Raw genomic sequence first — 20609 nt, 5'->3', positions numbered from 1 at the left:
TGTGTAACAGATGTGTGTCGTGTCAAAACAAAAGGAGCCCAAGGTGTCAAAAACAATTCCAGCGATTTTAGTGTTAGCAGATGGAACTGTTTTTAAAGGCATTGCAATTGGTGCTGCAGGCCATACGGTTGGGGAGGTGGTGTTCAATACTTCCATGACCGGTTATCAAGAAATTCTGACCGACCCTTCTTATACCCAACAAATCGTCACATTAACCTATCCGCATATTGGCAACTACGGTACCAATGCAGAGGATGTGGAATCCGGCAAAGTCTATGCGTCAGGTTTAATTATCCGCGATTTGCCTTTGTTACACAGTAATTTCCGCAGTACACAAACGCTCTCAGAATATTTAGCCACCAATAATGTGGTGGCGATTGCAGACATTGACACGCGTAAGTTGACGCGTGTGTTGCGTGAAAAAGGTGCGCAAGCTGGTTGTATTATGGCAGGCGAAATTGATGAAGCAAAAGCACTGTCACTCGCTCAAGCATTCCCCGGTTTGTCAGGCATGGACTTGGCGAAAGTGGTCAGTTGTGAGAAGCCATATTCGTTTACTGAAGGTGAGTGGGCGTTGGGTGAGGGCTACACAAAGCCAGATCAATCTCAATTCCATGTGGTGGCATTTGATTATGGCGTGAAACGTAATATTTTACGCATGCTTGCTGCACGTGGTTGCAAGGTCACTGTGTTACCAGCACAAGCGACGGCAGCGCAAGCATTGGCATATCAGCCTGATGGCATCTTCTTATCGAATGGCCCTGGTGACCCAGAGCCATGTGACTACGCAATTAGCGCCATTAAAACGTTAGTAGAATCAGGCATTCCTACCTTCGGTATTTGTTTGGGCCACCAGTTATTGGCACTAGCCAGTGGCGCTAAAACCATGAAGATGAAATTTGGGCACCACGGTGCAAATCACCCGGTGCAAGATGTGGCCTCCAAACGTGTGTATATCACCAGCCAAAACCATGGCTTTGCGGCAGACCCGAATACACTGCCTGCCAACGTAAAAGTAACACACGTCTCTTTATTTGATGGTAGCTTGCAGGGCATTGCGCGCACGGACAAACCGGCGTTCAGTTTTCAAGGCCACCCGGAAGCAAGCCCCGGCCCCACTGAGATGAGTTATTTATTTGACCAGTTTATTGAATTAATGCAAGAAAGAAAAACCAGCTAATGGCAAAGAGAACCGACATTAAAAGTATTTTGATCATCGGCGCTGGTCCGATTGTCATCGGTCAAGCGTGTGAGTTTGACTATTCTGGTGCACAGGCCTGTAAAGCACTGCGCGAAGAAGGTTATCGCGTGATATTGGTGAACTCGAATCCAGCCACCATCATGACCGACCCAGAAATGGCGGACGCCACTTATATTGAGCCAATTACTTGGCAAGTGGTAGAGAAAATCATTGCCAAAGAAAAACCTGATGCATTGTTGCCTACCATGGGTGGCCAAACTGCATTGAACTGTGCGTTGGATTTGGACAAGCACGGTGTATTGAAAAAGTACAATGTCGAATTGATTGGCGCATCTAAAGAGGCGATTGATAAGGCGGAAGACCGTCAAAAATTTAAAGAAGCCATGACCAAAATTGGCCTGGGTTCAGCTAAGTCTGCGATTGCACATAGCTTGGAAGAAGCATTGCAAGTGCAAGCCAATATAGGTTACCCAGCGATTATCCGTCCATCCTTTACCATGGGCGGTAGTGGTGGTGGTATTGCGTATAACCGTGAAGAGTTTATGGCCATTTGTGAACGTGGCTTGGATGCATCACCTACCAAAGAATTGCTGATTGAAGAATCCATGCTCGGCTGGAAAGAGTATGAGATGGAAGTGGTGCGTGATAAGGCAGATAACTGCATTATCATTTGTTCGATTGAAAACTTAGACCCCATGGGCGTACATACGGGCGATTCGATCACGGTAGCGCCCGCACAAACGCTCACTGATAAAGAGTACCAAATCATGCGTAATGCCTCATTGGCCGTATTGCGCGAGATTGGGGTGGATACGGGTGGTTCCAACGTACAGTTTGCGATTAATCCAGATGATGGGCGCATGATTGTGATTGAGATGAATCCACGTGTCTCACGCTCATCTGCGTTGGCTTCCAAAGCCACAGGTTTCCCCATTGCTAAAATTGCAGCTAAATTGGCGGTTGGATTTACTTTGGATGAGTTGCGTAACGAAATTACTGGCGGCCAGACCCCAGCTTCGTTCGAACCCTCCATTGATTATGTGGTGACTAAAATCCCTCGATTTGCATTCGAGAAATTCCCGCAAGCCGATAGCCGCTTAACCACACAGATGAAATCTGTGGGTGAGGTCATGGCCATTGGCCGTAGCTTCCAAGAGTCATTCCAAAAAGCGTTGCGCGGCTTAGAAGTAGGCGTTGATGGTTTAGACCCAATCACCACAGATTTAGACAAAATTACCAAAGAGTTGGGTGAGCCTGGCCCTGAGCGTATTTGGTATTTGGGTGATGCCTTCAGAATGGGCTTATCCATTGAGCAGATTTTCGATATTTCCAAAATTGATCCTTGGTTCTTGGCGCAAATTCAAGACATCATCAAACATGAAGCCGCTTTAAGTGGTAAGCATATTGCTGATTTAAATAAAGAGGCCATGTTTAAGCTTAAACGTATTGGCTTTTCTGATAGACGTTTGGCGAAATTGTTGGCGACAGATCAGCATGCGGTGCGTGCGTATCGTCAGGCCCTGAATGTACGTCCAGTCTATAAGCGTGTGGATACTTGTGCTGCTGAATTTGCAACGAATACGGCCTATATGTATTCAAGCTACGAGGAGGAGTGCGAAGCGCAGCCGACCGATAAGAAAAAAATCATGGTATTGGGCGGTGGCCCAAACCGTATTGGTCAAGGCATTGAGTTTGACTATTGCTGTGTACATGCTGCGTTTGCCATGCGTGACGACGGCTATGAAACCATTATGGTCAACTGTAATCCGGAGACCGTTTCTACCGATTATGACACTTCAGACCGCTTGTACTTTGAGCCGGTGACATTAGAAGATGTATTAGAAATCGTCAATATTGAAAAACCAGTGGGCGTGATTGTGCAATACGGTGGTCAAACACCCTTGAAATTAGCGCGTGATTTGGAAAAAGCGGGTGTACCTATTATTGGTACTACACCTGATGCGATTGACCGTGCGGAAGACCGCGAACGCTTCCAAAAAATGTTGCATGATTTAGGATTAAAACAACCACCCAATCGTACTGCACGTGCGCCAGAGGAGGCCATTCGAGCGGCAGAAGAGATTGGCTATCCTCTAGTGGTGCGTCCTAGCTATGTGCTAGGTGGTCGCGCCATGGAAATCGTGCATGAGCAAAGCCAGCTTGAGCGTTATATGCGTGAAGCTGTGAAAGTCTCTAACGAATCTCCGGTGTTGCTGGATCGTTTCTTGAACGACGCGATTGAAGTTGACGTAGATGCGATTAGCGATGGGGAAGAGGTGTTAATTGGCGGCATTATGCAACACGTGGAGCAAGCGGGTGTGCACTCTGGCGACTCTGCATGTTCATTACCACCTTACAGCCTAAGTAAGGCGCTACAAGATGTGTTGCGTCAACAGACCGTGCAAATGGCAAAAGCCTTAGGTGTAAAAGGCTTGATGAATGTGCAGTTTGCGATACAAGGTGAGACGGTCTATGTGTTAGAAGTGAATCCACGCGCTTCACGTACCGTACCATTCGTATCCAAAGCTTGCGGGTTGCAATTAGCTAAAATCGCAGCACGTTGTATGGCTGGTCAAACCTTACAATCGCAAGGGGTGACGAAAGAAGTTGTTCCACCATATTACTCTGTGAAAGAGGCCGTGTTCCCCTTCATCAAGTTCCCGGGTGTTGATACGATATTGGGCCCTGAAATGAAGTCGACCGGCGAAGTCATGGGCGTAGGCAATACCTTTGCTGAAGCCTTTGTGAAGTCGCAACTGGGCGCCTCTGCTAAACTGCCAAAAGGCGGTAAAGCCTTTATCAGCGTACGGAACGAAGACCATCAAAAGGTAGTCGATATCGCGCATGATTTAGCGAACTTAGGCTTTACATTGGTGGCCACAAAAGGTACGGCAAGGGCTTTAGCGGAGCATGGTTTGAAGGTGGTGCCTGTGAATAAAGTGGCAGAAGGCCGTCCTCATATTGTTGATATGATTAAAAATAATGAAATCAACTTTATTGTGAACGTGACCGAAGACAAAAAAGCGGTGGCAGACTCCTATGAAATCCGCCGCAGTGCATTGCAAAATAAGGTCACCTATTACACTACCTTGGCTGGTGCAAAGGCAGCGTGTATCGGTATGACGCACATGCAGGAGTTAAATGTAGAGTCGATTCAAGACTTGCATAAAAGACTTGCATAAAATACACTCACTTTAATTGAATTATTTAACAAAGCCACGCTCAAGCTGAGTGTGGTTTATTTTTTTTGTAGTCGATTGATAAGGTTTTAATATGGCAGTAAATCAAATTCCAGTCACCGTCATCGGTGCAGAACTCCTTAAAGAAGAATTGCAACGTTTACGCGCAGTGGATAGACCTAATATTATTCAGGCCATTGCTGAAGCGCGTGCGCAGGGCGATTTATCTGAAAATGCTGAATATGAGTCAGCCAAAGAGCGTCAAAGTTTTATTGAAGGCAGAATTGCCGAGCTAGAAAGCAAATTGTCTAATTTACAGGTGATTGACCCGAAAACACTTAATGCTGAAGGCCGTGTTGTGTTTGGTGCCACTGTCCGTTTTGAAGATTTAGATTCTGGTGATGCCAAAATCTATCAAATTGTGGGTGAGGATGAAGCGGATATCAAAGGCGGAAAAATTTCCGTAGGCTCGCCGATTGCGCGTGCGCTGATTGGTAAATCTGAAGGCGAAGTAGCCGAGGTGCAATCACCAGGCGGTATCAAAGAGTACGAAATTATCGAAGTACTTTACGTTTGATATGACACGCAAACTTACCTTAATCGTCATTACCTTGTGGGTCGGTGCTTTGTGGATGACCGGATTCACAGCCTATGTGCTATTTGATACCTTGCAAGACCGTCAGACCGCTGGTCAAGTAGCCGGTAGATTGTTTACACTTGTCAGCTACATTGGCATGGCGAGCGCGTTTTATTTACTGATTCAACGTTTGATAGAATTTGGTACGGTGGCGCTCAAACAAAGCTATTTTTGGGCAATTATGGTCATGCTGCTGTTAGTACTGGCTGGGCATTTCGGCATTCAGCCATTGTTGGCACAGCTAAAAGCCAATGCGTTCCCCAACGATGTGATGCACAGCGTATTTGCCAGCCGTTTTAGTACCTGGCATGGCGTATCCAGCGTAGCGTACGTGATTGAATGCCTGTTGGGATTTGTTGTGGTATTAAAAGCACGCTGAGCGCGTGCTGTTTAATTATAGTTTGGGAATGACGACCTTGGCGGACTCTTTGATGGTCTCGCTAGGGCGATAAAATACCAATTGTTTGCCGATGTGATGCACAGCCACAGCATTGGTTTTGTCACAAATCTCGGCATAAATGGCTTTGCGAGCATCACGGTCATCGCCGGCTACTTGTACCTTGATCAGCTCGTGCGCGTTTAGATTCAATTCAATTTCTTTTATCACGTTTTCGGTCAGGCCTTGGTTGCCAATCATGACCACCGGATTTAAATTGTGTGCTAAGCCACGAAGGTGTGCGATTTGTTTGGTTTTAAGTTGCATAATATTCATTTCTATTCAATTGCAGTCATTTTATCACGAAGCCTCTAATTCCTTATGAAACCATCAAGAACAAGTAAAGCTTGGATGCAGGAACATCTGAATGATCCTTATGTCAAAATGGCGCAAAAGGATGGTTATCGTGCGCGTGCAGCGTATAAGCTGATGGAAATCGATGACAAAGATAAGCTGATTAAATCTGGTATGACTGTGGTGGATTTGGGCTCTACCCCAGGTAGTTGGTCGCAAGTGGTGGTACAACGCCTCAAAGGTCAAGGCCGCGTGATTGCATTAGATATATTGGAGATGCACCCTATTCCACATGTGGAATTTATCCAAGGAGACTTTCGCGAGGAAAGCGTACTCAAGCAGCTAGAGCACACCTTAAATAATCAACAAGTTGACCTTGTAATTGCAGATATGGCCCCCAATATAAGTGGTGTAAAAGATGTAGATCAAGCGGGTGCGGCTTACCTGACCGAGCTTGCTTTGGAATTCAGCCAAGATTGGTTGAAACCGGGCGGTAATTTCTTGGTCAAAGTGTTCATCGGCAGCGGTTTTGATGAGATTGTGAAAACCATGCGCCAACAATTCGAAAAAGTGGTAACACGTAAACCAAAGGCATCGCGAGATCGTAGTAGTGAGGTTTATTTGCTTGGATTAAAACGTAAATAATCCTTTATCAATACTGTAGTTATGCAACATGATGCCGATAAAAAGGTATAAAATTTACTTATCCTAATACTTAGGTGAAGGAACACAATTGAACAATATCGCAAAAAGTATTGCAATCTGGCTTGCTATTGCATTGGTCCTGATGACCGCCTTTAACCAATTTGGCAGTTCTACCAAGAACGACAGCCAAATGGTCTATTCCCAATTCATGCAAGAAGTCAAAGCGGGCAATATTGCCAAAGTGCAAATTGATGGTCGCGTGCTACGTGCCACTACGCACCAAGGTAAAAACTTCAATACTTATGCGCCGACAGATCCATGGTTGGTCTCTGATTTATTGAAAAATAATGTAGTGGTAGAGGCTAAGCCAGAAGAGCAAGAATCACTTTTAATGAGTATTTTTGTGTCATGGTTCCCGATGATTTTGCTGATTGGTGTGTGGATTTTCTTTATGCGCCAAATGCAAGGTGGCGGTAAAGGCGGTGGTCCATTTTCATTTGGTAAAAGTAAAGCACGTCAATTAGACGAAAGCTCTAACCAAACGACATTTGCCGATGTGGCGGGTTGCGACGAAGCCAAAGAAGAAGTGACTGAATTGGTTGAGTTTTTACGTGACCCAAGCAAGTTTCAAAAACTGGGTGGCCGCATTCCGCGCGGTGTCTTGATGGTAGGCCCTCCTGGTACAGGTAAAACTTTATTGGCACGCGCCATTGCTGGCGAAGCTAAAGTACCGTTCTTTACGATTTCTGGCTCTGACTTTGTGGAAATGTTTGTCGGTGTGGGTGCAGCGCGCGTACGTGACATGTTTGAAACTGCCAAGAAAAACTCACCATGCATTATTTTTATTGATGAGATTGATGCTGTGGGTCGTAGCCGTGGTGCAGGCACAGGCGGTGGCAATGATGAACGTGAACAGACGTTGAACCAAATGTTGGTCGAGATGGATGGGTTTGAAGCCAACTCTGGCGTTATTGTAATTGCAGCCACTAACCGTGCAGATGTATTGGATAAAGCCTTATTACGTCCTGGCCGTTTTGACCGCCAAGTAATGGTAGGCTTGCCTGATATCAAAGGCCGTGAGCAAATCTTGTTAGTGCATATGCGTAAAGTGCCGATTGATCCAGATGTGAAAGCGGATATTTTGGCACGCGGTACCCCTGGTTTTAGTGGTGCTGACTTGGCGAACTTGGTCAATGAAGCCGCATTGTTCGCAGCGCGCCGCAATAAACGCACTGTCGATATGGCTGACTTTGAAGATGCGAAAGATAAAATCTTCATGGGTCCTGAACGTAAATCCATGGTGATGCGCGAAGAAGAGCGTCGTAATACGGCTTATCACGAGAGTGGCCATGCTGTGGTGGCAAAATTGTTGCCTAAGGCAGATCCAGTACATAAAGTGACAATCATGCCGCGTGGTTGGGCGTTAGGTTTGACTTGGCAGTTGCCAGAGTTTGACCGCATCAGTAATTACAAAGACAAAATGCTGGAAGAAATTTCCATCTTGTTTGGTGGCCGTATTGCCGAAGAGATTTTCATGCATCAAATGTCGACTGGCGCCTCTAATGACTTTGAGCGAGCTACTAAACTGGCGCGCGATATGGTCACCAAATATGGGATGTCTGATGCATTAGGTACTATGGTCTATGCGGGCAATGAGCAAGATTCGTTTTTTGGTAGCATGAGCTCTAAGACTGTATCAGAAGCGACACAGCAAAAAGTAGATGCAGAAATTCGTCGTATCTTGGATGAGCAATATGGGATTGCGCGTAAGTTACTGGAAGATAACCGTGACAAGGTGGAAGCGATGACCGCAGCATTGATGGAGCACGAAACCATTGATGCTGATCAAATCAACGACATCATGGCTGGGTTGCCAGTACGTGCACCTAAACCACGCCAAGCGAGCACCAAGCCATCTTCTGGTGGTGGCACAGGAACAGTAGTGAATCCGGCGCCGCAACCTACCGCAAAAAATGACTAATTAATTAGTTGGAACAACAGGGTTGGCTAAATGTAAATTTAGACCAACCCTTTTTTTATGATGATATTGCATTGTGCACAATTTGAATTAACACTCACTCGCCCTCACGTGATGGGCATCGTGAATGTCACGCCTGACTCTTTTTCAGACGGAGGGCATTTTGTACATACTTCAGCTGCGGTAGAGCACGCCTTTGCTTTGGTGGAGCAGGGTGCAGATATTCTAGATGTCGGTGGCGAATCCACACGACCAAATGCAACACCAGTAGCACTGCAAGAAGAATTGGATCGTATCATCCCGGTGATTGAAGTGTTGTCGCGACACGTCAAAGTGCCTATTTCGATTGATACTTATAAGCCTGCGGTGATGGTAGAAGCAATTCGTGCGGGCGCAAGTATTGTGAATGATGTACGTGCGTTACAAGAGCCAGGTGCCATGCAAGCTGTGGCCAGTAGCAAAGTAGGTGTGTGTTTAATGCATATGCAGGGCACGCCGCAAACCATGCAAATAGACCCGGTCTATACGCAAGTAGTGGATGAAGTGAGATTGTTTTTGGCAGAACGGGCAGCCGCTTGTTTGGCGGCAGGGATAGCCAAAGAGCGGATTATGCTAGATCCAGGTTTTGGCTTTGGTAAAACCAGAGCCCATAACATTCAGTTAATACAAGAGTTATCAAGCTTGCAGGATTTAGGCTACCCGTTATTGGTAGGGTTATCGCGGAAATCTGTGCTTGGGCAAGTAACCGGTCAGGATGTGGACGCGCGTTTGCATGCCAGTGTGGCTGCTGCAGTGATTTCTGCAATGAAGGGCGCAAACATCGTACGCGTGCATGATGTAAAAGCGACCGTGGAAGCACTCAAGGTCGTAACGGCGATTCTTTAAAAGCTAAGCTGGCGAAGCTTGATTGTTGGCTAGCAACTGGGGTGAGACATTTTGTGCTCGTCTGCTAGGTATACAAGCGGTAAAATATAACAATTACATAATGAATGAAGTCTCTAGGATGAGTAAACAGTATTTTGGAACAGATGGTATCCGTGGCAAAGTGGGGGAGTCTGTCATTACGCCGGATTTTGTCATGCGTTTGGGGTATGCCGCCGGTCGTGTATTAGCCAAGCGTGAAGCATTGCCTAAGGGCGTGCGCCCAGCTGTATTGATTGGTAAAGATACACGTATCTCTGGCTATATGTTAGAGGCTGCGCTAGAGGCAGGGTTGTCGGCAGCAGGTGTGGATGTGCTGCTCACAGGCCCTATGCCAACGCCAGCCGTCGCTTATTTAACACGTGCGTTACGCGCTCAAGCGGGGATTGTCATTTCAGCATCGCATAATCCTTATTACGACAACGGCATTAAATTCTTCTCTAGCCAAGGCGCTAAATTGCCAGATGACGTTGAGCATGCGATTGAGGCCGAGTTGGCACAGCCGATGCAAGTGATGGAGTCTGCACACTTAGGGAAAGCCAAACGCGTAGATGACGCAGCTGGCCGCTATGTCGAGTTTTGTAAAAGCACATTCCCAAATCATTTGGATTTGCGCGGATTAAAAATTGTGTTGGACTGTGCACATGGTGCGACCTATCATGTAGCGCCAGATGTATTTCACGAGTTGGGCGCAGAGGTGATTGCCATCGGTAATCACCCAGATGGCATCAATATCAATGAACAAGTGGGCTCCACACATCCACAAGCATTGCAAAAAGCCGTGCTGGAACATCAAGCGGATTTGGGTATTGCATTTGATGGCGATGGTGACCGTGTGATGATGGTGGATCAGCATGGTGCTTTATTGGATGGTGACCAGTTGCTGTATGTGATTGCATTGGGGTTATACGCCAAAGGCAAACTCAAGGGCGGCGTGGCGGGTACCTTGATGACCAATTTAGCATTGGAACATGCGCTCAAACAACATCAAATCCCCTTTGCACGTGCCAAGGTGGGCGACCGTTATGTGCTTGAATTGCTCAACGAAAAAAATTGGAAATTAGGCGGGGAGAACTCCGGCCATATTTTAACGCTGGATAAACATACCAGTGGTGACGCGATTATTGCAGCGCTACAAGTGTTGCAGTCATTGCGCGAGAGTGGCAAAACTTTAGCAGAGTTGGGTGCTGGCTTAACGTTGTACCCACAAGTGCTGATTAATGTAACCACTGCGCAAAAGCTTGATTTAAGTCACGCAGGTATTCAAGCCTCGGTCAGTGCGGCAGAAACTAAGCTCAATGGGACTGGTCGTGTACTGTTACGTGCATCTGGTACAGAGCCCAAAATACGTGTGATGGTAGAAGGCCAAGACCGTGTGCTAGTGCAGCAGTTGGCAGAAGATATTGCCGGAGAAGTTAAAAAAGCTGCAGCATAAACCTTGATAGAGAGCCCATGATGTAGTGTGGGCCTTCAAAAAAAGTTCATCTGTTTGTCATGCTTGCTTCATCGTAGGCTTGCATGATGACATCATCAATAAGAGTCATAAGGATTGATGATGAACAATACCATGCGTTTATATTTACATCGGATGCAGGCAATGGATAGCGCGCTGTGTGTAAGCGTGAGCCATACCAATCAATATCGCATTATTCGCGATGTCTTCCGCGCAGTGAGTCGACTTGGCGATGGCTTGTTCTGGTATCTATTGATGGCCGCCATTATGCTGGTTGAGCAAGGCGAAGGGCTGAAGCCAGTGCTACATATGATGGCCGCGGGCCTCACCGGTACCTTGGTCTACAAATGGTTAAAACTCAAAACACATCGCCCACGTCCATTTCAGGTACGACAAGATGTATGGGTAGTGGGCAAACCGCTGGATCATTTTAGTTTCCCTTCAGGCCACACTTTGCACGCTGTAGTGTTTGGCTTGATTGCTATCGCTTACTTTCCTGTGCTGGCATTCTTGCTGATCCCGTTTATGCTGATGGTGGCCATGTCACGCGTCATTCTAGGCTTACACTACCCAAGTGATGTATTAGCAGGCGCCATGATTGGTTACTTGATCGTACATTGCTCATTCTTGCTAGTGTAAGAAGCATAAGTGTAGCAAGCATATTTGGCGACTACCTATTCTAGGCAGTCGTTTTCCGTTTTGTGCGTTCTGGCTACAGAAACATAGCCTTACTATTTTAATGTAGTGCCAGTACTCTGTAGGCTAAGCTAAGGTAGGCTAGGCGTGCGGTGTGGTCAGTTGCTGCTGGTAATCTTGGTACACTTTCACCGCAGTCGTTAAACGTAATCTCGCCTCAATCAAACACTTCTCTCGCCACACCACCATCTCTGTCGCGCTCATGTGTGTCAGCTCTGCAAACAAGGCGGGCGTTTGTCCTTTCAATACGGGTTCAAACTGTTGCAAGGCCTCGTGCGTTTGCTGTAAGTAATATTCCAGCTTCAACACAAACTCATCGTCACGATGCCTAATGCGATGTAGGCAAAGCTGCGATAACTGACTAAAGCGTAACAACTTATCGGCCCAGGCTAGGCGGTTTAGTGCTTGATAGGCTTGCTGCTGCGAGCATTCAAAGCCTTGGGCAATAAACGGTGCAATGGTGTCGATATGCTGTCTGAGTAGTTTGAACGGGCGATATTGCAAGTGCTTACGGATATAGGCATCCATCGCCCATTCCGACGTCACGTGCGTGACAATCGATGCATTAAGCCACTTAGCTTCAAACGCAGGCACAAAGTGATTGTGCGCCACAATATCCACAAACAAATGGCTGGTATAGCCCACAGCAATAGCCAATTCTTCATCGGTACTAGCAGACGTCAATAGCGTCTGCGCTTGTTGCCATTCATGGGTGGTTTTAAAGTGTTTTGAAATTAATGCGAGGTCTGGCAAACAAGCGCCTGCCATCACCAGTTGCGGAAACTTCTTAATGGCATTTTGTACTCTTGGGTCTAGTATCGGCGTGGCAAGCACTACGTATTGTGCAAAATAAATGTGGGTAAACAGGCCCCAAGCATTGGCATCCATTGCATAGATCAACAACGGAAACCCCCAGAGTACTTTAATCATTATTCTTTTCTGCATGCGTGCACTTTTACATGAGGAAATGAAGGTGCTGTGACACAAGCATGAACATTCTATGACGTTGTATAAGGTTTAATGTGATGTGTTCACATGGCTGTCATATTATGACGTTAGCATCAAAGGAGCTTAATTTAAAATAGATAACTACATGAATATATTACTGATTTCGGATGTTTATTTCCCACGCGTGAATGGTGTGTCGACCAGTATCAGAACGTTTGCTGCACAAATGCAGCAAATGGGCCATACCGTACATTTAATAGCACCGGATTACGGTGTAGAAACAACGGATGAGGCTTGGGTTACGCGTGTGCCATCACGTAGTATTTATTTTGACCCTGAAGATAAGCTGATGAAGTTTAGCCAGGTGAAAGCGCTGTTACCGATTTTAAAGCAGCAGTCTTACGATATTTTGCATATTCATACACCTTTTGTTGCGCACTATGCAGGGTTGCAGCTGGCTAAAGCGCTCAATATTCCAGTGATAGAAACCTATCACACGTTTTTTGAGGATTATTTGCACCACTATTTGCCAATGATTCCGCAGTTCATGGCACGAGGTTTGGCCAGAATGATCTCGAAAAGCCAGTGCAATCAAATCGATGCATTGGTGTCGCCATCTCAGCCTATGTTAGATGTATTGCGAAGATATGGTGTACATACGCCATCGGAAGTGATTGCTACCGGCTTACAAGCCAATAGCTTTGCACCGGCGGATGGCATGGCATTTAGAGCAAAGCATGGCATCCCAACACAACGCCCTATGCTGTTGTATGTGGGGCGGGTCGCACATGAGAAAAATATCAGCTTTTTGTTAGAGGTTGTGCGTATCTTGGCCGATGAAGTGCCGGATATTCTATTGTTGATTACCGGGGAAGGGCCAGCCGAAGGCAGCCTGAAACAACAAGTACACCAGTTAGGCATTCAAAAGTACGTACAGTTTTTAGGCTATTTGGATCGCAACACAGAGTTAAATGCATGCTATCAAGCGGCAGACATTTTTGTATTTGCATCTAAAAGTGAAACGCAGGGCTTGGTGTTGCTAGAGGCGATGGCACAAGCAACGCCCGTCGTTGCAATTGCAGAATTGGGCACTGCTTCGGTGTTGGTAGAAGACTTGGGTGCACGCATTGCACAAGAAAATGAGTTGGATTTTGTAGAGAAGATTCAGAGCTTGCTCATTAATGCACAGCAACGCGAGGCGTTGGGGTTACGTGGTAAAACGTATGCACAACAAAAATGGTCGGCCGCAGCACAGGCTGAGAAGCTGTTAGCGCTATATACCAATGTGGTGATTCAACGGCAGCATGCACAGCAAAAAACGCCAGTGTTTTCTGCACCACAAACGGAGTAGGTTGTGATATTGGAGTGATGTATTGATGTGTCACTCAAGCACAAATAAAAAAGCCAGCATATGCTGGCTTTTTTGTGGCTGCTTTAATGATTAACCAAATTTACCGGTAATGTAATCTTCAGTTTCTTTACGGCTAGGGTTGGTAAAAATCTTATCGGTATCGCCGTACTCAATCAATTCGCCCAAGTACATATAGGCAGTGTAGTCAGACACGCGCGCCGCTTGTTGCATATTGTGCGTCACTACTAGGATTGTCAGCTTGCCACGCAGTTCGCTCATCAGTTCTTCAATATTGGCCGTTGCAATCGGGTCTAATGCAGACGTCGGTTCATCAAACAGCATAATCTCAGGATCTGTGGCCAATGCACGCGCAATACACAAGCGTTGTTGCTGACCGCCAGATAAGTTAAATGCCAAATCATGCAAACGGTCTTTGACCTCGTTCCACAATGCAGCGCCTTTTAACGCTTCTTCTACTTTGTCATCCATGATGCGTTTATTGCTCTCACCGCGTACGCGTAAACCATAGGCGACGTTTTCATAAATAGACTTAGGGAACGGATTAGGCTTTTGGAATACCATGCTGATACGCATGCGTACTTCAATCGGGTCTACCCCTTGATCCAAAATGTTGGTGTTGTCCGGGTGCATGATAATTTGACCTTGGTATTTATTGCCAGGGTACAAATCGTGCATACGGTTAAAGCAGCGCAAAAATGTAGATTTGCCGCAACCGGAAGGACCAATCAGCGCGGTAATTTTGTTTTCGTACAGCGGCATATTAATGCCTTTGAGTGCTTTGGTACCAGTGCTGTAGAAAAAGTTTAAATCGCGTGATTCGGCTTTAATAGGGGTAGTGACATTCACCATTGGGTTTCCTAAAGTTTCTAAATTACCACTTAATATTTTTACGAATTTTGTAACGCAACCAAATCGCTGTACCGTTCATCAATAATGTGACAACGATAATGATGGCGCCGGTAGCGGCTGCATTGATATGGAAAGCATGGTCCGGACGTGACAGCCAGTTGAACATTTGAATCGGCAGCACGGTAAAGCCAGAAGTGAGCCATTCAAAGTTTAAAAACGGTGGTTCGGTGCTGATCGGAGAAGGTGGCAAGAACGCAATAAAGGTCAATGCACCAATGGTAATGACCGGTGCAGTTTCGCCCAATGCGCGCGCCATGCCAATAATTACCCCAGTTAAAATACCGCCCTGTGAATACTTCAATACGTGGTCTTTCACCACTTGCCATTTGGTTGCGCCCACGGCGTAAGCAGCTTCGCGAATCGCCACAGGAATAGCACGAATCGATTCACGGGTAGACACAATCACGACTGGCAGAATCAGTAAACCTAAAGTAAGGCCGGCAGTTAAGATGCTTTGGCCTAAACCCAGACCGTACACAAACAAACCTAAAGCGAGCAAGCCATACACAATAGAAGGCACGCCTGCCAAGTTAGAGACGTTGATCTCGATTAAATCGGACAGCCAGCCTTTTTTTGCATATTCTTCCAAATATAAGCCTGCCGCTACACCTAAAGGTACCGCGGTTAAAAAGGTCACCGTCATCACCAATAGTGAGCCCACCCAAGCAGACAAAATACCTGCGCGTGCAGCACGGCGGGATGGGAACTCGCTAAAGAAACTCAGATTGAAACGTTGATAGCCATCCATGATGAGATCAATAAACAGCGTACACAATGTCAGCAGACCAATCATCAGTGCGATTAAACCAATGATGGAAAACAAAATATCATTGCGTTTATGACGCTTGATCATGGCGCGCACAGCGCCAATGTTTTCCAGCACGCTGGCTTGTTTTATTTGCGTATCATTCATTAGTAGTTCTCACGGAATTTTTTACGTACGACATGGCCTAGAATGTTAAAAGACAATGTCATTAACATGAGCACTAAGCCTGCTGCGAAAATACTTTGGTAACCAATACTGCCATGCGGTAAATCGCCTAAAGCGACTTGTACGATGTAGGCAGTAATAGTAGCGGCGCTATCCATCGGGTTAAAGGTCAGGTTTGGCTGTTGGCCTGCAGCTACCGCCACCACCATGGTTTCGCCCACAGCACGTGAGATACCTAAAATATAGGCAGCGATAATGCCGGAGATAGCGGCCGGTGTGACCACTTTTACAGCCGTTTGAAAACGGGTTGCACCCATGGCATAACTGCCTTCACGCATGCTCATTGGCACTGCGCGCATGGCGTCTTCGGCAACGGAAGAGATGTAAGGGATGATCATGATGCCCATGACGATACCTGGGCCCAACATATTAAAACCGGGTAAATCTGGGAATATTTTTTGTAGAAGTGGCGTAACAAATAACAATGCAAAGTAACCAAATACTACGGTTGGTACACCTACCAGTAGCTCAAGAATCGGCTTGACCGTTTCACGTACGCGATGACTGGCAAACTCAGAAAGATAAATAGCGCCAACAGTACCGATTGGAATGGCTACACACAATGCAATGGCTGAGGTAGTGAGTGTGCCAGAGACCAAAGGCATGATGCCGTAATGCGCATCTTCAAACAGCGGTGTCCATTGTGTATCGGTTAAAAAGTCTTTGAGTGAGACGACTTTAAAGAAGGTGAGTGACTCGTATAGCAGCACCGCAACAATCGCAAAAGTGGTCAACACTGCAGATAGCGCAGCAAGCATCAAAATGAACTCGATGATACGTTCGCGTACGTTCCGTTTAATGTTTTTGGCTAAACGCGGGCTAATGGTTTGCATCATAGTTGTGCTGAGAGTTTGAGCGGAAGCCGACATTATATATTTCTATTTTTAAAGTTAACACGATTGTAATAAAGAAATGTGACAAAAATAAGTCAAATTGCTTTTTACATATGACACTTGGATAAGATAACGCTTGTTTTACGGCGTCTATAAACAATAAAGGCAGCTAAGAAAGCTGCCTTGTAAGTCGAGAGATACTGAAGTGCGTACTATTACTGAATACGCTTGAGTAAATCTTCGATTTTAATGCCAACCTCTGGCTTACCGCCAAAGCCGGTGCCAGTTTTCAGTGCCGCCCAATGCGCTTGTACCGCCTGCATGTCTTTTTCTGGCAAGGGAATAAATTTAACCTCTTCGATCAATGCCGTCGCATCACGCAAGTAAGCGTCTACAAATGCTTTTACTTCTGGTTTTTCTTTCGCAGATTTTGCACTCACGTAAATGAACAATGGACGTGATAGTGGTTGGTAGGTACCGTCCATGACACTTTGTTTACTTGGCAATACTGCAGCAGATTTTTCATCCAAGGCGATAGGCACTGCTTTGATTTTATCTTGATTTTCCTCGTAGTAAGCATAGCCAAAATAGCCTAGGCCACCTTTGTCATTAATCACGCCTTGTACCAGTACATTGTCATCTTCTGATGCAGTGAAATCACCACGGCTGGATTTTGCTTTACCCACAATCGCTTCGGTAAAGTAATCGAAAGTGCCGGAATCCGAACCTGCACCAAACAGCTTGAGCGCAGTGTCTGGCCAAGCTGGGTTGACCTGTTGCCAAGTGGTAATGGTTTGTTGTGCTTCCGGCGCCCACATTTTTTTTAGCTCAGCCACGGTGATGCTTTTGATAAAATCATTTTTAGGATTCACCACCACAGTCAATGCGTCAAATGCAATCGGCAACTCAATAAATTCAATACCAGCAGCTTTGCAGGCCGCCATCTCTTTTTCAAGAATAGGGCGAGAGGCGTTTTGTACATCGGTTTCACCACGGCAGAATTTTTTAAAGCCACCGCCTGTGCCAGAAATACCGACCGTCACATGGGTCTTGGTCTCAATTTGAAACTCTTCTGACACGGCCTCGGTGATTGGGAACACTGTGCTGGAACCATCAATCTTTACGATGGCATTTTTGTTGTTTCCAGAAGCGGCGTTGTCTTTGGAAGGGGAGCAGGCGACTAGGCATGCGGTCATTGTGAGTAATGAGATGAACGGTAAACGCTTGTATACAAAAGTCATGGATTAAACCTAACAATAGAGACAATGAGTAGGTCATTGATGCATCAATGACCAAAATGTTACAGCCGCAATTTTATGATAATTCAGGTGTTTGGTCAGTAACTATCTTGACAGAGATCAATTGAACGGAAAATAAAAACGACACCGAAGTGTCGTTTTTTAAGTAGTACTAGCTAGCGCGATTACTTAATCCGTGCGAGTAAGTCTTCGATTTTTACACCGATTTCTGGTGTGCCATCAAAGCCCGTACCTGGTTTGAGTGATTTCCAGTGTTTGGTCACCGCTGCGTACTCATTGGCTGGTAACGGAATATATTGCACTTCTTTTACCAATGTAGGTGCGTTTTGTAGGTAGAAGTCAATAAACGCTTTCACTTCTGGTTTAAACGCAGCTGCAGTGGCATTTACGTAAATAAACAATGGGCGAGAAAGTGGTTGGTAGCTACCGTCTTTTACGCTTTCAACAGAAGGCATCACAGCTGGCGCGCCTTTTTTAGCTACGATAGGCACTGCTTTGAGCTTGTCTTGGTTTTCTTCAAAGTAAGCAAAGCCAAAGTAACCTAAGCCGCCTTTGTCGCTGTTCACGCCTTGTACCAATACATTGTCATCTTCTGATGCAGTGTAATCGCCACGGCTAGATTTTGCTTTGCCTACAATCGCTTCGGTAAAGTAGTCAAATGTACCTGAATCTGAACCTGCACCAAATAATTTAAGTGGCGTATCTGGGAAAGTTGCGTTCACTTGTTTCCAAGTTTTTACTTTACCTTGTGCTGCCGGTTCCCACATTTTTTTCAACTCTTCAACGCTCAATGATTTAACGAAATCATTGTTTTTGTTGATCACCACGGTTAATCCATCGTAAGCAACAGGTAGTTCAATGTATTGAATACCCGCTTCTTTACACGCGTCCATTTCTTTTTTCAAGATAGGGCGTGATGCGTTTTGTACATCGGTTTCACCACGGCAAAACTTTTTAAAGCCACCGCCAGTACCAGAAATACCGACCGTTACTTTGACTTTCTTTTCATTTTGATAGTCTTCCGCTACCGCTTCGGTAATTGGATAAACTGTGCTTGAGCCGTCAATTTTAATGATTTTTTCTGCGGCTTGAATAGGTTGAATATTGAATGCTGCAGTGACTAAGGCAGCAACGCTTAATGATTTAACAAACAGTGTTTGCATTAAAATCTCTCCGAATTAAAATGAATTACATCTTGTTTAACTATGCTCGATCTTGCTAAAGCAGATTCAATCGAATGTAAGTTGGAGAGAGTGTATGAAATATTTGTGACAGCAATATGACAATATTTGCGGGACTATTTTGAATATTTTTTGAGCCCAATACGTACTATGCAAACTGTAAAAATCTACCATAATCCAGCGTGTGGCACATCGCGAAACACGTTGCGAATGATTCGTGCCAGTGGCGTTGAGCCAGAAGTGATTGAGTATCTGAAAACACCGCCTGACCGCGAGACTCTGTGCGCTTTACTGGCTGCTATGAATATCAGCCCTAGACAATTGTTGAGGGGAAGGGTACGCCCTATTCTCATCAACCGCCAGATAGTCGTCACTAGCAAGGGCACGCGCTTGTGTCGACCTTCTTAGTTGGTATTGGCGATATTGGAAAATCCCAATATTGGCACGTTTACCAAAGAATATGGCGAAGTTATCCAAACCTAAAGCACCCAACTCTATAGCACTTAGCACGCATACAACGTGCATTCGGCGCTTCCTGTATAATCGCGGTTTTACTTAAATTGCTAGACCTATGGAAGCCGAACAACTCAATCAGATTGCCAACCGTTTAAATGATTTAAACGCTCGTAACCTTGCCCTTCGGGGGTATCTTTGACTTTGAAACAAAGTCACAGCGCCTAGAAGAGGTCAACGGTTTATTAGAGGATCCGAAAGTTTGGGATGACGCGCAAAAAGCGCAAAAACTAGGGAAAGAAAAGCGCGAGCTAGAGCTGGTAGTCAATACGCTCAATAGCGTGGAGCAAGGCATTCAGGATAGCCGCGATTTGTTTGATATGGCGCGTGAAGAAAATGATGACGAGACGCTGCTCAGCGTAGATGCAGACTCGTTAGCAGTGGAGCAACGTATTGCGGAGATGGAGTTCCGCCGCATGTTTTCTGGCCCCATGGATGCTAATAATTGCTTTATTGAGTTTCAATCAGGTTCCGGCGGTACCGAGGCGCAAGATTGGGCTGCGATGTTACTGCGTATGTATTTGCGTTATTGCGAACGCAAAGGTTTTAAAGTGGAAGTGCTGGAAGAATCAGAGGGCGATGTGGCAGGCATTAAAGGCGCATCTATTAAAGTCTCTGGCGATTATGCTTACGGCACCTTGCGTACCGAAAATGGTGTGCATCGCTTAGTGCGTAAATCTCCATTTGACTCAAACGCCAAGCGCCATACCAGTTTTGCCAGCGTGCAAATATTCCCAGAAGTCGATGATTCGATCGAGATCGATATCAACCCTGCCGATTTGCGCATTGATACCTATCGTGCCAGTGGTGCCGGTGGCCAGCACATCAATAAGACAGACTCTGCAGTCCGTATCACGCATTTGCCGACCAACACGGTAGTGCAATGTCAGAATGACCGTTCACAGCATCGCAACCGCGAAGAGGCGATGAATATGCTGAAAGGTGCTTTGTATAACTTGGAGTTAAACAAACGTAACGAAGAGAAACAGGCGCTGGAAGACGCTAAAACTGACATCGGCTGGGGACATCAAATTAGAAGTTATGTGTTAGACCAAGGTCGTATTAAAGATTTGCGAACCAATGTTGAGATTGGCAATACGCAAGGCGTACTGGATGGCGACCTAGACCCCTTTATACAAGTGAGTTTGAAGCAGGGCGTATAA

18 protein-coding genes and 1 pseudogene are annotated in these 20609 nt (G+C 45.8%); 12 read left to right on the top strand and 7 right to left on the bottom strand.

The annotated features are described in order from the left end of the window. Positions 1-43: 43 nt before the first annotated feature. The 4 genes from carA to A3Q3_RS0105395 all read left to right on the top strand — a co-directional run bounded on the left by carA (position 44) and on the right by A3Q3_RS0105395 (position 5396). A complete protein-coding gene (gene carA / locus A3Q3_RS0105410; RefSeq protein WP_020182557.1) occupies positions 44-1180 on the top strand; it encodes a glutamine-hydrolyzing carbamoyl-phosphate synthase small subunit in 1137 nt (378 codons plus the stop codon). Continuing rightward, on the top strand, positions 1180-4383 hold the full coding sequence (gene carB / locus A3Q3_RS0105405) for a carbamoyl-phosphate synthase large subunit (RefSeq protein ID WP_020182556.1): 3204 nt from the start codon (positions 1180-1182) through the stop codon (positions 4381-4383). Before carA ends, carB begins: the two co-directional genes overlap by 1 nt. A gap of 91 nt (positions 4384-4474) precedes the next feature. Further along, on the top strand, positions 4475-4957 hold the full coding sequence (greA, locus tag A3Q3_RS0105400; protein ID WP_020182555.1) for a transcription elongation factor GreA: 483 nt from the start codon (positions 4475-4477) through the stop codon (positions 4955-4957). 1 nt (position 4958) lies between these two features. Then, complete coding sequence (locus A3Q3_RS0105395; RefSeq protein WP_020182554.1) at positions 4959-5396, top strand: DUF4149 domain-containing protein; 438 nt, start codon at positions 4959-4961, stop codon at positions 5394-5396. 15 nt (positions 5397-5411) lie between these two features. Here the strand turns inward: A3Q3_RS0105395 and yhbY are convergent, their stop codons facing one another. Then, positions 5412-5720 carry a ribosome assembly RNA-binding protein YhbY gene (gene yhbY, locus A3Q3_RS0105390; protein ID WP_025224678.1) on the bottom strand — a complete coding sequence of 103 codons (309 nt, stop codon included), beginning with the start codon at positions 5718-5720 and terminating at the stop codon, positions 5412-5414. 54 nt (positions 5721-5774) lie between these two features. Here yhbY and rlmE point away from each other — a divergent pair, with 54 nt between their 5' ends. The 5 genes from rlmE to A3Q3_RS0105365 all read left to right on the top strand — a co-directional run bounded on the left by rlmE (position 5775) and on the right by A3Q3_RS0105365 (position 11383). Continuing rightward, complete coding sequence (rlmE, locus tag A3Q3_RS0105385) at positions 5775-6392, top strand: 23S rRNA (uridine(2552)-2'-O)-methyltransferase RlmE (RefSeq protein WP_025224677.1); 618 nt, start codon at positions 5775-5777, stop codon at positions 6390-6392. Positions 6393-6480: 88 nt separating this feature from the next. Next, positions 6481-8373: an ATP-dependent zinc metalloprotease FtsH gene (ftsH, locus tag A3Q3_RS0105380; RefSeq protein WP_020182551.1), complete on the top strand. Its 1893-nt coding sequence runs from the start codon at positions 6481-6483 to the stop codon at positions 8371-8373. 60 nt (positions 8374-8433) lie between these two features. Continuing rightward, positions 8434-9255, top strand: a complete 822-nt coding sequence (gene folP, locus A3Q3_RS0105375; protein ID WP_026361773.1) for a dihydropteroate synthase — start codon at positions 8434-8436, stop codon at positions 9253-9255. 118 nt (positions 9256-9373) lie between these two features. Beyond that, the gene (glmM, locus tag A3Q3_RS0105370) at positions 9374-10726 is read left to right on the top strand and encodes a phosphoglucosamine mutase (RefSeq protein ID WP_020182549.1); all 1353 of its coding nucleotides are present in this window, start codon (positions 9374-9376) and stop codon (positions 10724-10726) included. A 120-nt stretch (positions 10727-10846) separates the two neighbouring features. Further along, entirely contained in the window at positions 10847-11383 is a 537-nt protein-coding gene (locus tag A3Q3_RS0105365; protein WP_020182548.1) for a phosphatase PAP2 family protein, read from the top strand. 138 nt (positions 11384-11521) lie between these two features. On the opposite strand, the gene A3Q3_RS0105360 is transcribed toward A3Q3_RS0105365, so the two are convergent. Beyond that, complete coding sequence (locus A3Q3_RS0105360) at positions 11522-12385, bottom strand: zinc dependent phospholipase C family protein (RefSeq protein ID WP_026361772.1); 864 nt, start codon at positions 12383-12385, stop codon at positions 11522-11524. Between the two features lie 148 nt (positions 12386-12533). Between A3Q3_RS0105360 and A3Q3_RS0105355 the strand changes: the two genes are divergently transcribed. Then, positions 12534-13739, top strand: coding sequence for a glycosyltransferase (locus A3Q3_RS0105355; protein WP_020182546.1), 1206 nt, complete (start codon positions 12534-12536; stop codon positions 13737-13739). Between the two features lie 90 nt (positions 13740-13829). On the opposite strand, the gene pstB is transcribed toward A3Q3_RS0105355, so the two are convergent. From pstB to A3Q3_RS0105330, 5 genes are all read right to left on the bottom strand, one after another. Continuing rightward, positions 13830-14609: a phosphate ABC transporter ATP-binding protein PstB gene (gene pstB / locus A3Q3_RS0105350; RefSeq protein WP_020182545.1), complete on the bottom strand. Its 780-nt coding sequence runs from the start codon at positions 14607-14609 to the stop codon at positions 13830-13832. A 22-nt stretch (positions 14610-14631) separates the two neighbouring features. Then, positions 14632-15582, bottom strand: a complete 951-nt coding sequence (gene pstA, locus A3Q3_RS0105345) for a phosphate ABC transporter permease PstA (RefSeq protein WP_020182544.1) — start codon at positions 15580-15582, stop codon at positions 14632-14634. Further along, complete coding sequence (pstC, locus tag A3Q3_RS0105340; RefSeq protein WP_020182543.1) at positions 15582-16529, bottom strand: phosphate ABC transporter permease subunit PstC; 948 nt, start codon at positions 16527-16529, stop codon at positions 15582-15584. Before pstC ends, pstA begins: the two co-directional genes overlap by 1 nt. Positions 16530-16708: 179 nt before the next feature. After that, positions 16709-17734 (bottom strand): PstS family phosphate ABC transporter substrate-binding protein, encoded by a 1026-nt coding sequence (locus A3Q3_RS0105335; RefSeq protein ID WP_020182542.1) that lies wholly within the window; start codon positions 17732-17734, stop codon positions 16709-16711. Between the two features lie 182 nt (positions 17735-17916). Beyond that, a complete protein-coding gene (locus tag A3Q3_RS0105330) occupies positions 17917-18915 on the bottom strand; it encodes a PstS family phosphate ABC transporter substrate-binding protein (protein ID WP_020182541.1) in 999 nt (332 codons plus the stop codon). A 168-nt stretch (positions 18916-19083) separates the two neighbouring features. Here A3Q3_RS0105330 and A3Q3_RS14515 point away from each other — a divergent pair. Both A3Q3_RS14515 and prfB read left to right on the top strand, forming a co-directional pair. After that, a pseudogene (locus tag A3Q3_RS14515) lies at positions 19084-19416 on the top strand (arsenate reductase). A gap of 88 nt (positions 19417-19504) precedes the next feature. Next, positions 19505-20609 (top strand): peptide chain release factor 2 gene (prfB, locus tag A3Q3_RS14035; RefSeq protein ID WP_152604056.1). Its coding sequence is split into 2 segments (ribosomal slippage): positions 19505-19585 and positions 19587-20609, totalling 1104 coding nucleotides; the frame shifts between segments, so codons are not numbered across the junction.

Origin of the sequence: Methylotenera sp. 1P/1 (assembly GCF_000384355.1) — a bacterium.
GTDB lineage: Bacteria > Pseudomonadota > Gammaproteobacteria > Burkholderiales > Methylophilaceae > Methylophilus.
This window is presented reverse-complemented; position numbering and strand designations above follow the sequence as displayed.